13 protein-coding genes are annotated in these 14,751 nt (G+C 48.5%); 3 read left to right on the top strand and 10 right to left on the bottom strand.

Annotation, left to right across the window (positions count from 1 at the left end; all coding sequences use genetic code 11):
• Nucleotides 1-9: 9 nt before the first annotated feature.
• Together ACZM6M_RS00295 and ACZM6M_RS00290 are read right to left on the bottom strand one after the other, a co-directional pair.
• Nucleotides 10-969, bottom strand: coding sequence for a glycosyltransferase (locus ACZM6M_RS00295; protein WP_337932246.1), 960 nt, complete (start codon nucleotides 967-969; stop codon nucleotides 10-12).
• A gap of 7 nt (nucleotides 970-976) precedes the next feature.
• Complete coding sequence (locus tag ACZM6M_RS00290; RefSeq protein WP_340276506.1) at nucleotides 977-1,987, bottom strand: glycosyltransferase family 8 protein; 1,011 nt, start codon at nucleotides 1,985-1,987, stop codon at nucleotides 977-979.
• 145 nt (nucleotides 1,988-2,132) lie between these two features.
• On the opposite strand from ACZM6M_RS00290, the gene ACZM6M_RS00285 reads away from it, so the two are divergent.
• Nucleotides 2,133-3,644, top strand: coding sequence for a L,D-transpeptidase (locus ACZM6M_RS00285; RefSeq protein ID WP_337433533.1), 1,512 nt, complete (start codon nucleotides 2,133-2,135; stop codon nucleotides 3,642-3,644).
• A gap of 81 nt (nucleotides 3,645-3,725) precedes the next feature.
• Here the strand turns inward: ACZM6M_RS00285 and ACZM6M_RS00280 are convergent, their stop codons facing one another.
• Both ACZM6M_RS00280 and ACZM6M_RS00275 read right to left on the bottom strand, forming a co-directional pair.
• Nucleotides 3,726-4,622: a LicD family protein gene (locus ACZM6M_RS00280; RefSeq protein ID WP_337433532.1), complete on the bottom strand. Its 897-nt coding sequence runs from the start codon at nucleotides 4,620-4,622 to the stop codon at nucleotides 3,726-3,728.
• Between the two features lies 1 nt (nucleotide 4,623).
• Nucleotides 4,624-6,108 (bottom strand): oligosaccharide flippase family protein, encoded by a 1,485-nt coding sequence (locus ACZM6M_RS00275; RefSeq protein WP_489489316.1) that lies wholly within the window; start codon nucleotides 6,106-6,108, stop codon nucleotides 4,624-4,626.
• Nucleotides 6,109-6,319: 211 nt separating this feature from the next.
• Between ACZM6M_RS00275 and ACZM6M_RS00270 the strand changes: the two genes are divergently transcribed.
• Together ACZM6M_RS00270 and ACZM6M_RS00265 are read left to right on the top strand one after the other, a co-directional pair.
• The gene (locus tag ACZM6M_RS00270; protein ID WP_337433530.1) at nucleotides 6,320-7,276 is read left to right on the top strand and encodes a glycosyltransferase; all 957 of its coding nucleotides are present in this window, start codon (nucleotides 6,320-6,322) and stop codon (nucleotides 7,274-7,276) included.
• A gap of 18 nt (nucleotides 7,277-7,294) precedes the next feature.
• On the top strand, nucleotides 7,295-9,109 hold the full coding sequence (locus ACZM6M_RS00265) for an aminotransferase class I/II-fold pyridoxal phosphate-dependent enzyme (protein WP_489489315.1): 1,815 nt from the start codon (nucleotides 7,295-7,297) through the stop codon (nucleotides 9,107-9,109).
• 309 nt (nucleotides 9,110-9,418) lie between these two features.
• Here ACZM6M_RS00265 and ACZM6M_RS00260 read toward each other — a convergent pair whose 3' ends face one another.
• The 6 genes from ACZM6M_RS00260 to leuA form a co-directional block, all read right to left on the bottom strand.
• The gene (locus tag ACZM6M_RS00260) at nucleotides 9,419-9,637 is read right to left on the bottom strand and encodes a DUF3791 domain-containing protein (protein ID WP_340276518.1); all 219 of its coding nucleotides are present in this window, start codon (nucleotides 9,635-9,637) and stop codon (nucleotides 9,419-9,421) included.
• Complete coding sequence (locus tag ACZM6M_RS00255) at nucleotides 9,638-10,201, bottom strand: NUDIX hydrolase (RefSeq protein ID WP_066545867.1); 564 nt, start codon at nucleotides 10,199-10,201, stop codon at nucleotides 9,638-9,640.
• Nucleotides 10,202-10,218: 17 nt separating this feature from the next.
• Nucleotides 10,219-11,316, bottom strand: a complete 1,098-nt coding sequence (gene glf / locus ACZM6M_RS00250; protein ID WP_337433394.1) for a UDP-galactopyranose mutase — start codon at nucleotides 11,314-11,316, stop codon at nucleotides 10,219-10,221.
• An 86-nt stretch (nucleotides 11,317-11,402) separates the two neighbouring features.
• Complete coding sequence (locus ACZM6M_RS00245; protein WP_340276522.1) at nucleotides 11,403-12,215, bottom strand: TraX family protein; 813 nt, start codon at nucleotides 12,213-12,215, stop codon at nucleotides 11,403-11,405.
• A gap of 13 nt (nucleotides 12,216-12,228) precedes the next feature.
• Complete coding sequence (locus ACZM6M_RS00240; protein WP_337433392.1) at nucleotides 12,229-12,819, bottom strand: biotin transporter BioY; 591 nt, start codon at nucleotides 12,817-12,819, stop codon at nucleotides 12,229-12,231.
• A 178-nt stretch (nucleotides 12,820-12,997) separates the two neighbouring features.
• On the bottom strand, nucleotides 12,998-14,665 hold the full coding sequence (gene leuA / locus ACZM6M_RS00235) for a 2-isopropylmalate synthase (protein WP_340276524.1): 1,668 nt from the start codon (nucleotides 14,663-14,665) through the stop codon (nucleotides 12,998-13,000).
• Nucleotides 14,666-14,751 lie beyond the last annotated feature (86 nt).

Raw genomic sequence — 14,751 nt, 5'->3', positions numbered from 1 at the left:
CTCAAATCCCTATCTTCCGGCCTTAATCCTTAGAAGGCCGGTCAAAACACTTACCTCTGCCAGTACAAGTCCCAGAAACATCCCGGCGGCTGTCAGGGAAGTCGGGCCTTTATGAAGATAATGTTTATAATAATACAGCTTGCTCTCATGGAGCAGCCTTTGACGGTCAGCCGCCTTTTTATAGCATTTATCAATGGTTACTGAATGGGCATGGACATATCTGGCATCCACTGCCAGAAGTGCCTTTAAACCCAGGTTTTTCAGCTTCTGCCCTAAAATCTTTTCCTCATAGTAAAGGAACACATTTCTGTCAAACAGCTCCTCTAAATCACTCGGTGTAAAGCAGCCTGTCTTTATCATAAAAAAAGACCCGGGCAGTGCGCCCACGATCCGCGTATTGCCGTCCCCGCCTTCAGGCAGTTCCAAAAGAGGCGTTTTTAATACAGGCGCAAACATCCGTCTGGCTAACGGGGCCGTATCCAGAAGATCCTTCCACATAGGCTGCAGGTCCCAGTAGGAAAACAATTCCCGGCCCTCAGGATCTGTCACCATGGCTGATGCTATGGCTCCATCCTCTCTGGCCTCAAGAACCTCTTTCAGCCGTTTTACACAGTCATCGGAAAAATGAACGTCCGGATTGGCAATTATAATATAATCCGGTTCCAGATACTCCATGGCATAATCAATCCCTGCCTGGTTTCCGCTGCCATAGCCGCCGTTTTCATCCGTCCGTATCAGCCACAGGCTGGGAAGAATATCCTCTTTATCTTCCTTTTCCTCTTTTTTCCATCCAAGCTCCAGCTTCTTAAACTTCTCCCATGAATCATCGGTGGAGCAGTTATCCACCAGAAGGATATCGTCAATCAGACGGCTCTCCTTTAACTCCTCTGCCAGTCCTGCTGCAGTTTCTGCATCATTATAGTTTAAAATAATACAGCAGATCTTATCCCTGTCCGTGTCACTATCCATTGTAAACTTACTTTCTTTCCTTTCCTGTCTTTCTTGCATCGATCACCCGCATTCCAAGCCGTCTGCTTATGGCAAGACGAAGGGCGGGGCACAGCCGCGTCATCTGGTTAAAGCACCACCACAGCTGCATATAGAGGAATTTTCCCTCTGTGAGAGGCATATCCTTCCAGGGCGTCCTGATAAGATACTTTTTATAATATTTTTTATAATGATTATGGTTTCCCCTGATCCAGGGCCTCTCATCCCCCAGATAATGGATCACCACCGGAGCACGCTTCGCCTCATAAAACGCCTGCTCTCCCACCTCTTCATAAGCGGCGCAGAGCTTTTTAAGAGTCTGATAGCGAAAATAGCGGTAATTGGTGAAAAAATTGTATTTGGGCGGCAGGGAACAGATTCTCCCCCTTAACGCGCCGTTTATGGTATCCTGATCGCAGGCAAAGAGGCTCCCTGCATGGGCGCCGTAAAAATCAAGGAGCTTTTTTAAAACATCCTCAGCTCTCCATCTGGCCAGATCCATCAGGATCACCCCGGAATTAAAGTATGCATCCTCCGGCTTCATCCCTATGGTCTCTTTCATTTCCTGATATACCGTCGGCTCCATCACCATTCCTGTCAGGCATTCCCCCAGCTCTGTCTCATAGAGAGGCTCAATCGAACCGCACACAATGGTATCACAGTCCAGATACAACGCCCGCTCAACGCTTTCAGGCAGAACCTTGGGTGCAAACAGACGACCCATGGCGCTGATATCAAAGCCTCTTGTATCTATTTTATAAGGAAAACGCTCCTTTAAATTTCCCAGCTCCACTACGCTCAGGCTCCGCCCAAAGGAAGCTGCCAGGCTTTTAAGGCGGTTCTGATACTCTGTGCACATCCCTACAGACAAAACATAAATGTCGATGTGCTCTGCCCTGCGGTTATGGTCTAACAGAGAGCAGAGAGAAGCCGCCAGATGGCCTGCGTATCCGTCATTGGAAGCATATATGATATTGATGCGTGAGTCTGTTTCTGCCATACGATCACCTGTTTCTTACATTCTCCGGTCATTTTATTTACGATTTTACAATAAGAGCTTAAAAAAGTAAATCATCTATGGCATTTTTCCTTTAAATATGTTAAATTAGGTTACAGTACATCATCCATTCAGGAGGTTTTTTATCATGCGAAGATCCCTTCGATATATGGCTTTGGGAGTTCTTACCGCTTCCCTGCTGTCAGGAAATGCCCTTACAGCTCTGGCGGATCAGGACGTCAACCATGGCCCCGGCGTTTCACAGGCTCCCGAGGTTTCGCAGGAGGCTCCCGGCGTTTCCGGCGACACCACCCAGAACGGCCCCGGCATCATCGTAGAGCCGGGAAGCGGAACCGGCGGGCAGGAATCATCCCAGTCTGAAACTGCCTCTCCGGAAACGGAAACCCCAGCTCCAGAAGCAGGAACAGAGGGACAGGCCTCAGGCGAAACAGCCGGACAGGCTCAGGAAGTCCCCCCGGAGGAAAGCACCCAGGTTCCTTCCAATCAGGCCTTTTTACAGGTGCAGCTTCTCCGTCCGGATATGACCTGGACCGATCCCATCCGTGACGATACCACCATTTATCCCGGTGAAGGCGGCTTTATTAGTATGTCCATTTACGCCAATAATCTTCCCGGCGACGTACTTTACCGCACCTACAGCGCTCCCCGCGGCTGGAGTAACTGGGCCATGAACGGCGGCCACACATCCTGGGCTGCAGACTGCCCCATTGAAGCGATCCAGATCCGTTTAAACGGCGTATTCGGAAACAGCTTTGACGTATACTACTGCGCAACCCTGTCGGATGGAACGGTCTGCGACTGGTCAAAAAACGGCGGAACGAACGGAGCCATGGCCTGCGGACGCTACATTACCGGCCTGCGTTTTTCCCTCTGGGGCAAAGGCACGGAAGGCGCTGTCTATAAAATGGACGCTCCCCTTGTATCTGCCGCACCGGACGGCATCCAGTTTGTAAACGGCACCCCCGTATTCAGCAACGGTACCGGAGATCTGTTCACCGGCTGGGTATGGAATGACAGAGACCGCTACTATGTGGTAGACAACGCGATCGTTACCGGCTGGCAGTACATTGACGGATACAAGTATTATTTTGAAGCAGACGGAAAGCTGGTACAGGATCTGGAGCCTTATCTGAACGCTCAGGGGCCTTTTATGCTTAAGATCAACAAGCAGATGAACTGTACCACGGTTTACATACAGGACGGTACAAACGGCTTTATCATCCCCTACAAGACATTCCTTTGTTCAACCGGCGACGACACGCCTCTGGGCGATCACAAGACGCCTGAGAAATACCGCTGGAGACTGATGAACACGGATGAATACTGCCAGTACTGCACCCGTCTGGATCAGGGAATTCCGATCCTGCTCCACTCTGTTATCTATGAGAGACCGGATCCCTATACCTTAAAGCCTGTAACCTACAACTACCTGGGCGCGACTCCCTCTCATGGCTGTATCCGCTATACCACAGAGGATGCCAAGTGGATTTATGACCACTGCGCTCTGGGGACAACTGTAAATGTATACAATTCAGATGTACCGGGGCCCTTTGACCGTCCGGCCATCCAGAAGATGATCCCTGAAACACAGACCTATGATCCTACCGATGTAAATGTTCCGGAAAATGGGCTGAGATAACACAAAATACCGGAGGCTGTCCGCGCCGATGCAGGACAGATCTCCGGTATTTTTATGCCCATTTTCAATGAGACGACAGCTTCACTCTTCTGCACCTCTCCAGTTGTTTTTTTGATACTCCTCATAGGAAACATCCGGATCCAGAAACAGGCTTCCATGCATGGTTGGGGCTTTCGCAGGCTTCATATAATCCCCATATTCCTGTTTCAGCCGTCCATCATAGCCTGCCGGGGCAGGAATCCGGCGGTTTTCAAAGGGAAGATACACCATTTCATCAAACCACTGGCGCTTCCAGGTATTTTTTTCCAGATGGCGGATAAATACCGTATCGCAGACCCTTGTGGCATTCGTACCATTAAACCTCCTGCAGACTGCTTCATAAAAGGAAACAGCCCGTTCCATAGGAATCGAAAGGAAGGCTCCAAGCCTGTTTAAAATCCTCCCAAATACCGTGGCATTTTCATAATAGTCAAACCGATACCAGGTGTAAAGCATCGTCCACAATGTCTGGATGGAAAAAGCCCAGATCCTGGAGAGAACACGGCCTTCAGGCATGGCGTCCAGGGGGAAAATATCAATGAAAATCCCACAGTTATATCCTGCTTTCCTGTCCTCCCTGCTGCAGCCTGTGGTACGGCTGTTTCGCAGCTGGGCATGGGCCCGCAGATAATTTTTCTCCCTGTAAGGCGTCTGTAGCACCAGATGCTCCTTTAATTCTCCCGGAGCCACCTTAAGAAATGTTTCATAGTCCTCCCGGAGCATTGCCAGATCAATATCATCATCCCAGGGAATATATCCCTGATGGCGCACCGCGCCGATAAGCGTACCGCTGTCTGCAAAATATTTCAAACCGTATTTTTTGCAGATCCGCTCCACCTCGTCCAGCATTTCCAGCTGGACAGCCCAGATCCTCTTTGTCTTTTCATCCACTCTCCAGCCGCAGCGGATTTCTTCTTTATAAAATTCTGCTGTTTCCATTTTAAACATGCTCCTGTTTTTTTATAATGCGCTCCACCTGCTTCCATATAAAGGGATCTCTAAGCACCAGGAGAATCATGCCATACACCACGGCGCCGACTCCAATCTGCAAGAAGGTCACTGCCGGACTATAGCCCCAAAGCTTTACAAGTGTACGGCCCAGCACAGCTACGCTTATAAACATGCAAACGCCCGCAATCAGGCGTCTCCAGCTGTATTTCCATAAGAGCGGCAGTGTTACAAAGCCTTTGCCAAGCCGGAGATATAAAAGCGTGATAAAGCACTCCGCTGCCACTGAAGCCGCAGCGGCTCCATAGGACTGAAATTTAGGAATAAGGATAAAATTCAGGATAAAATTCACCACAGCCCCTCCTACGATCGCACGGCCGCTCTGAGCCCTTAACCCTGCCGGTGTCAAAATCTGGCTTCCCAGACAGTCGCTTAGACCCACCACTAAAACCAGAGGCGCACAGACATACATCAGAGGGATCACCGGAAGGTAAGCATCACCTAAAAACCAGGGTACAAAGCCTGCGGCAATCCCTGAAAGTCCCAGTGTGATCGGAATGGCTAAAAGAAGCACAAAATCCAGAGAACCGCGAAGACGCTCTCTCACCTCATCCAGTTTCCCTGCGCCAAACAGATAGGACATCCGTGCAGACATAACCGCATTAAAGGACATGATCAAAATCTTTGACATATTCACAAACCCTGTGGCGTATTCGTAGTAGCCATTCTGGGACTTGTCCCCATCTGTGAACCATCCCAGCATGGTTTTATCCAGGATCGTATAGACAGAGGTGGCTATGGTGGGGATAAAATACACCAGCGTTTCCTTTAGATGGCTCAGAGGCTTAAGCTGGCGGATATCCGGTTTTCCCACAAAGGGTTTTAAATAGCCCCACATGGAAATATTTCCCAAAAGTCCGGTTGCTGCCGTTAAAGCCACATATAAGAGAAGATCATTTTTAGTGCGGATAAAAAGGAACAGAAGGACAATGCCCACACATTTTACAGCCATATTCCGAAGAACGATCAGCCCGTATTCCTCCAGACCTCCGAAAAACCATGAAATATCAAAGGCCACTGCAATCAGCGTCATGGACAATGCAGCGTAATAGGGAGCATACTCTTTTGAACATCCGATCACGCCCAGCCAGAACACCAGACAGACTGCCGTCGTCCCTGCGCAGAGAAGCTCAATCTCCCAGAACAGATGGTTCAGCGCTTCCCTATCATCCCGGTGCATGGCAATCTCCCTCTGCCCGTAGGAGGCTGTTCCAAGAGCCGCCGCAATGGCAAAATACTGAACCACGGAATTGGTATAGCTCTGGATCCCCGTTCCGTCCGGCCCTAAAACCCTTGAAAGGTATGGAGTGGTAATAAAGGGGGTCAAAAGCGTCATAACCTGATAAATCAGATTATAGGTATAATTTTTACGGATACTGGGCATCCTGTGTGTCCTGCCGGACTTGTTTTTATTCATATGGATCCTGCTCCAATCTCTCCATTTATTTGCCTTCTGAAATTGTAGCATATTCGCAGGCAGGGTGCAATCCGATTTGGAGCTCATCCGCTTTTGCAATGTGCTGTACCCCTTGCGGAAGCTGCCGCCTGCAATCCCGTTTGACATACCCCCTTAAATGACTTATAATCAGAACCATAATCGGATCGGCAGATCATGGAAGGAGGAGCCCTTGAAATTCGGAGTTATCATTGTAACCTATAACCGCCTTGCACTCTTAAAGGAATGCGTAAGCTGCGTTCTGTCCCAGACCGAACCATTTTCCAATATATGTATTGTAGACAACCACAGCAGTGACGGGACAGCAGACTGGCTGAAAAACCTGCCGGCCTCATTTCAGGCTGAAACCGACTCCTGTACCGGGCCTTTTTTTGATATCTGCCGTCTTAAGGAAAATCTGGGAGGCGCAGGAGGCTTTGCTTATGGAATGAAACGTCTGTCTGCCACGGACTGCGACTGGATTTTAATTATTGACGATGACGCCATGATCGCACCTGACTATATAGCCGAGCTTAAAAAGGCCATCCTGAGTCACGAATACTTGGCCTACTCCGGCACCGTCACCACAAAGGGAGCCATTGATACCAGCCACCGGCGCTTTTTAAAATGCCCCACGTTTATGTTCTATAAACCGGTTCCTGAAGCATCCTATGGAACACCTTCCTTTGAATACGATATCAGTACCTTCTGCGGCCTCCTTGTAAAGGCTTCTCTGGTTCGGGAAATCGGCCTTCCAAAAACGGAATATTTTATCTGGTTTGACGATACGGAGTACTGCATGCGCTTTCACAGCCGATCCCGGATCCTGAATGTAAATACCGCGGTTTTAAACCACCGTACCGCTCCACCTGGGGATGCTCCCACGGTCAGCTGGAAAAATTACTACGGCTTCCGCAACGCCATTGACATCGGGAAAACCTATTCCCGGCATCCCTTCCTCTATATGGCCTATATTATTTTAAATCATCTGGCTCATATTGTGCTGGACTCCCTTTTGGCCCTTCTGGGAAATCAGCCTGCCATGCGGCGGTACCGGGCCGGAATCTATAAAGCGGTATTAAAGGGCCTGCGCCAAACGCCCAATGGGATCTGTAAAGACTATCTGCCCGGAAGCGGCAAACGAATATAACGAAGGAGAACAAACACTATGCAGGCAATAATTCTTGCTGCAGGTATGGGAAAACGCCTGAAGCAGCTGACACAAAATAACACAAAATGCATGGTAAAGGTAAACGGGGTTCCCATGATCAACCGCACCTTAAGCCAGCTGGAGCGCTGCTCCCTTTCCCGGATCGTGATCGTGGTGGGATATGAAGGCCAGAAACTCATAGAGCATATCCGCACTCTTGATATCAAAACTCCTGTGGTCTTTGTAGACAACCCCATTTATAATAAGACCAACAATATCTATTCCCTGTTTCTGGCAAAGGACTATCTTCTGGAGGAGGATACCCTTCTTCTGGAATCGGATGTGATCTTTGAGGATTCTGTCCTGGACTGTCTTGTAAATGATTCCAGAGACAGTCTGGCTCTGGTGGCAAAATACGAATCCTGGATGGACGGAACCTGCGTGCGCCTGTCTGAGCAGGATGACATCGTAGATATGATCTCCAAAAAGCAGTTCCGTTTCTCAGTGATCGAGGATTATTATAAAACGGTAAATCTTTATAAATTCAGCCGTGAATTTTCCCGTACCCACTACGTTCCTTTCCTGGAAGCATACACAAAGGCTCTGGGAAACAACGAATACTATGAGCAGGTACTAAAGGTGCTGGTGGCTCTGGATGATCCCGGCATCAAGGCCAAACGTCTGAGCCCTGACCAGAAATGGTACGAAATTGACGATATTCAGGATCTGGATATTGCAGAATCCATGTTTGCCCCTGAAAAAGAGCGCACCGCCTTAATCAGCCGCCGGTTCGGAGGCTACTGGCGCTATCCCGGCATGCTGGATTTCTGTTATCTGGTAAACAGCTACTATCCGCCCAAAAAGATGCTGGATGAAATCCGATCCAATTTTGATGTACTGATCCGCCAGTATCCTTCCGGAATGTATGTAAATTCCCTTCTGGCTGCCAGAAACTTCTCTCTCCGCCAGGATCAGATTCTGGTGGGAAATGGAGCCGCCGAGCTGATCAAGGCTCTCATCGGTCATACAACTGGAAAACTTGGCGTGATCCGTCCGACCTTTGAAGAATATGCCAACCGGTATGAGTCAGACAAAGTTGTTCCATATTATCCGGATAACGATAACTTTTCCTATACGGCTGACGATCTGATAAACTTTTTTGAGGATAAGGATATCAGCTGTCTGACCGTGGTCAATCCTGACAATCCCTCCGGAAACTACATTCCCAGAGAGGATATGCTGCGGCTGATCCGATGGACGGGCGAGCGAAACATTCATATGATTGCAGATGAGTCTTTTGTTGACTTTGCAGATGAGGAAAATGCCACCCTTTTACAGGAAGAGCTTTTAGATGAGTATCCCCATCTTACGGTTATAAAGAGCATTTCCAAATCCTACGGTATCCCCGGACTGCGCTTAGGGATTGCTGCCAGCGGCAATAAAGACCGCATCTGCCTGCTGAAAAAAGAGGTAGCGATCTGGAATATCAACTCCTTAGGGGAGTTCTATATGCAGATTGAAGAAAAGTACAGAAACGATTATGCCGCGGCTCTGGTAAAGGTAAAGGCAGAACGGGAACGCTTCGCGAAAGCCCTGGGCGAAATCCCCGGAATCCGTGTAATCCCCTCCCAGGCAGATTATCTGATGATCGAGCTTACAGGCGGCCACAGCGCCGGCCAGGTCACAGAACGGCTGTTAAATCAGTACCATTGTCTGGTAAAGGATCTGTCCTCCAAACTCTCTGCTGATAACCGCCAGTTCCTGCGGCTGGCAGTGAGAAACCAGGAAGAGGATGATGTTCTGGTGGATGCGTTGAGAGCGGTTTTGGTGTAAAAAAGAACTCTTTACAGAATCGTCATCAGGTAAATGCAATTTGAAGAAACAGAAGTTAATTTTTTGTTTCCCAATTTCAAAAATCGTTATAATAATTTTGCTTTAGCATAGTTCCATTATAACACGGAACGGAGAGAAAGGTAGTTATCGTTAGCCATCTTTTTCTCTTTTTAAGAGAAAAGTTTCAGGGGGGCATTGTGACTTGTCCAGTCACAATGCCCCCCTGTTTTAGGCTATCTATTTCCCGACCCCCATTCTATACATAGAAAATCCGCCCGAAAAATGGTCTGCCTGTTTTTCGATTCACTTTCACAGCATACCTCCGTTTTTACGGCACAGTATTTCCAGATCTTCCACGATTGTTCCAAAATCTAACGTATGCTCCACTTCATAATTTTCTTTTATAAAAGCAATGCCCTTAAATTGAAAAAGATAGCGAAATGATTCTTGTAAACTGATATTATGCTGCTGGGCAAATTCACTTACACAGGCAACGGTAAAACCTATCTTCTCCTTCTGTTCGCTCATTCAAATCCTCTTCACCTTCTCACCCAACTTAGAATAAATCCGCTCCGCAAACCACGGTTCGCTGCACCGGCTTTCTATCTCATCTGCCGGAATCCAGCCCACACGGCTGTTTTCATCAGGTTTTACAGCCAGAGGCGCCTCTGTATCCCCCTCCAGGAGGAAGGTCACATTCAGATGCAGATGAGAGGATACATACTCACCTCTTTTTTCGTGGCCATCCACGGTGAGGATTTCCAGCGAAAACAGCTCATCCGAAAGGAATTTCACCTCTGTAAGCCCACTTTCCTCCTGTATTTCCTTTTTGATAACCCGTCTTACATCCTCATCTCCGTCCGCATGGCCTCCCAGCCAGGCCCATGAGCGGTAAATATTGTGGTAGGCCATCAGGACCTTTTTACGATCCGGGCTTACCACCCAGCCGGAAACGGTTATGTGGGCATTTTTATTATTTCTCGTCAATATATCCCGTCCGGAATCAATCTGCTCTAATATCAGCTCCCGATCTCTTTCTTCCTGCTCATTATACGGAACATACGCTTCTACCAGCTGCCTTAACTCATCCATCCTGTCTGCCCCCTCTTTTAAAATATCTCTTCCGCCTTCTTCATGGCAGATTCGATCACCTTATCCATATCGTAATACTTATACTCGCCCAGACGGCCTCCAAAGATTACATTCTCCTCTTTCTCTGCCAGCTTTGCATACTTCTGGTATAATGCCTGGTTTTTCTCATCATTCACCGGATAGTAGGGTTCCATTCCCTCCTGCCAGGATACGGGGTACTCTCTGGTAATCACAGTCTTTGGCTGAGTGCCGAACTCAAAGTGCTTGTGCTCAATGATCCTGGTATAAGGAGTTTCCCTGTCTGTGTAATTTACCACAGCCACTCCCTGATGATTTTCTTCCTCCAGCACCTCTGTTTCAAACCGCAGGCTCCTGTATTCCAGCCGTCCGAAGCAGTAATCATAAAAGCCGTCAATGGTTCCCGTATAGACCACCGTGCCGCCCAGGCTGTTGTAATACTCCCTGTTTTCCAGATAGTCCACTCCGGTTTCAATCTCGCATCCCTCGAACAGCTTATGGATCATCACATTGTATCCGCCGATGGGGATTCCCTGATAGAGATCGTTGAAATAATTATTGTCATAAGTATAACGCACCGGCAGACGGCGGATGATAAAGGAAGGAAGCTCCTTGCAGTCTCTGCCCCACTGCTTCTCCGTATAGCCCTTTACCAGTTTTTCATAAATTTCCCGGCCTACCAGACTGATAGCCTGCTCCTCCAGGTTCTTCGGCTCTCCCTGGATTTCTTTTTTCTGTTCCTCAATGATCGCCTTCGCCTGGGCAGGAGTGGAAATGTTCCACATCTTGCTGAAGGTGTTCATATTAAAGGGCATATTATACATCTCGCCCTTATAATTTGCCACCGGACTGTTGGTATACCGGTTAAACTCTGCCAGGGAATTGACAAACTCCCACACCTTTTTATTGCTTGTATGGAAAATGTGGGCTCCATACTTATGTACATGGATATCCTCCACATCCTCGCAGTAAATATTTCCCCCTATGTGATCCCGTTTTTCCAGAACCAGACAGGTTTTCCCCTGTTTTTTTGCATACCAGGCAAATACGCCTGCATAAAGACCGCTTCCTACCAGAATATAATCGTATTTTTTCATATGATTGCCGCTCCTTTTCCCATCCGTGATCGAACCATTGATCCTATACCCGCATTATATCAGTTATCTTCCTGGCTGTCACGCTCCTACGCCAGAGGAATCCCCAGAAAATACCATCTGATCAAAAAAAGTACAAAAAGGTGAAGGGGATAAAACCAGTAAAACAAAAACTTTGCCTGCTGCTTTCCCCGTTTTCCGTTATAAAACCATATGGGCACCGCTGCCAGCGCCCCTGCTCCCAGAGTAGGGAACAGCGTCTCTATAAAACCCAGCACTCCTGCTGCCACAGTCTGCTTCCTCCGGCTGTTCCTGAAACGGTATAAAAATACAATAATCAGTATGCCGACGGCATTATAATCCGCTCCTGCAAGAACCGCAGCTCCGCAGCCGATAAAGGTGTACAGACAGACCAGATCCATTTCCTTTGGTCCATATGTCCTCTTCTCCGCCCGTTCTATCCAGCAAAGGATTAAAAAGCCGATAAAAAGCTCAAAAAACACATTTTGATACATGGGATCGAACACCCTGTTTGCCACTGCCAGATTAAACGGGATCTCCGATATCAGACCAAACAGAAGAAGGTTTCTGCCGTATTTCTTCCTGTCCCTTGTATGTACAAAGCCTTCCACAAGAAGAAAACAGTAAATCAAAAAGGCCGGGCGGCCGAGAATCCTCAGAAGCAGCGACAGCGGATATAAAAATACTCCCCATGACTGTTCCAGAAGGAAATCCATCCGTTCTGCTCCGCCCTGATAATACAGTCCATACTCCAGGACCACAGCCCCTATATGGTCAATGAACATGGAGCACATGGCAATCCATTTAAGGGCCGCTCCGTTAAGCCCTCTCTCCGGCCATACTCGTTCCGTCCAGGTAACATGCGTGATTTTATTTTTCATAAATATCCATTTTCTATCGATACTGCCCTAGTGCAAAAGGCATCAGCCGTCTGGCAACCACAGCCGCCATCACACACAGGATAAAGTCCTCTGCCGCCGTAATCAGAAAACAGTTAATTACCACCAGTTTCCAGCTTACCGGCATATGGATCACATAATTACTGATCACATAAAAATATACCATTCCGCACAGATAGTACGCCATCATGCCCCAAAAGGCAGAAAAAAGCCGCCAGGCCACCCCTCCCCCCGGACGCTTCCAGCACAGCTTTCCTGTAATCCAGGCCGCAGCCACAAAGCCGATCAAAAAACCAAAGGTAGGACGGATCAGATACGCCGGCCCTCCGCCTGCTGCAAATACGGGAATCCCCGCCAATCCCACTGCCAGGTAAACGCACACACAGGCAGCTCCCCGTCTGGCCCCCAGCACATAGCCTGCCAGAAGCACAAAAAAGAACTGCAGCGTAAAATGCATGGGAAATGGCTGAACCGGAATATCGATCCTCATATAGGCTCCTGCTGCGATCAAAGCCGCAAACAGGCCGGTAAATGCCATTTCCTGGCTTTTTATCCTCTGGCGTCCCTCTAAATGTATTTCCTGCATTATATTTCCTCCAAGTCCGGGCCGGAAAAGCCCCTTTTATTAAGTCTGATTTTCAGTCACCCTCCTATTCTATCAGGAATCAGCTCCTGTGGAAAGAGGATTTTTTTCCATAGAAAACAGCGGCTGGCTTCCTTTGAGTGGAAGCCGCCGCTGCTGCAATCCTGAATATTGCCGGTTATTAATAAAACAGCCGGTTCACCGCACTGAAAATACCGCGGATCGACGCCCGGGTAATATTGGAGCTGATTCCTACGCCGTAGGTTGCCTTTCCTGTGGTCTGGTCTACCAGATGGATATAGGAGGCTGCCTGCGCTCCGGAACCGGAGGCCATGGCATGCTCGGTATAATCCAGAACCTTGATATGGATACCGAGAGCATCCTCCAGCCCCCGCTGAACCGCATCGATGGGGCCGTTTCCAATGCCGTCGAAATGCTTTTCCATGCCATGATCCGTATAAACGACCTTTGCAAGAGTAGCAAACTCGCCGTCTGCCGTCTCCGTATCCGTGATCCGGCACTTGCGGAAATGGATCGGCTCCTTGCGCTCTAAGTATTCCTTCTTAAATTCATCCATGATCTGCTCGGGAGCTACCTCACCTTGCTTCTCTGAAATCTTCTGGATCACATCCGCAAACTCCTTATGCATGCCCTTTGGCAGCTTGAAGCCATAGAAGGTATCCATTACAAAGGCTACGCCGCCCTTTCCGGACTGGCTGTTGATGCGGACGATCGGCTCGTATTCCCGCCCGATATCGGAAGGATCAATGGGAAGGTAGGGAACCTCCCAATACTTGCTGTTTCTCTCTCTGAGAGCCTGCATTCCCTTGTTGATGGCATCCTGATGGGAGCCTGAAAAAGCGGTAAATACCAGCTTTCCTGCATAAGGATGTCTGGGAGGAATGTCCATCTTGGTGCACCGCTCACAGATCTCGGCAATCTCACGGATATTTTCAATGTTTAACTCCGGGTTAATACCCTGAGAGAACATATTGTAAGCAACGGTCAGAATATCCACATTTCCGGTACGCTCGCCGTTTCCAAACAGAGTTCCCTCTACACGGTCTGCCCCCGCCAGCATGGCAAGCTCTGTAGAAGCCACGCCTTCGCCTCGGTCATTGTGAGGATGTACGCTTAAGATAATGCTTTCTCTGTTTTTGAAATGAGTATTCATCCATTCAATCTGATCCGCATATACATTGGGAGTTGTCATCTCCACCGTAGAAGGCAGATTAATGATAATGGGATTTTCCTTTGTAGCGCCCCAGGTTTCCTGAACGGCAGTACAGATATCAAGGGCAAACTCCAGTTCCGTGCCCGTAAAGCTCTCCGGCGAATACTCCAGACGGATTTTCGTATCACAGTCTGCCGCATAGCGCTGTACCAGTTTAGTGCCTACAATGGCAATATCCTTGATCTCCTCCATATCCTTGTGGAACACCACATCCCTCTGCAGAGTGGAGGTGGAATTATAAATGTGCACAATGGCCTTTTTAACGCCATCCAATGCCTCAAAGGTCCGGCGGATCAGGTGCTCTCTGCACTGTACCAGAACCTGAACTTCCACATCATCGGGAATCAGCCTGCGCTCTACCAGAGTACGCAGAAAATCGTATTCGATCTGAGACGCCGCAGGAAACCCCACCTCAATCTCCTTAAAGCCCAGCTTCACCAGAAGGTTGAACATCTCCACCTTTTCTTCTACTACCATGGGCTCCACCAGAGCCTGGTTCCCGTCCCGCAGGTCTACGCTGCACCATACCGGCGCTTTCATGATTTCTTTATTGGGCCAGGTGCGCTCCGGAAAATCTACCACCGGCACTCTCTTATATCTCTTATAATTTAACATCTCCCATGTCCTCCCTTCCAGCATTTTCCTCAAGGCTTTTGAATGTTACTTTATTATAGCATAGTGAGCTATAACTTACAAGCAAG

Source organism: Enterocloster sp. (assembly GCF_057861365.1).
This window is presented reverse-complemented; position numbering and strand designations above follow the sequence as displayed.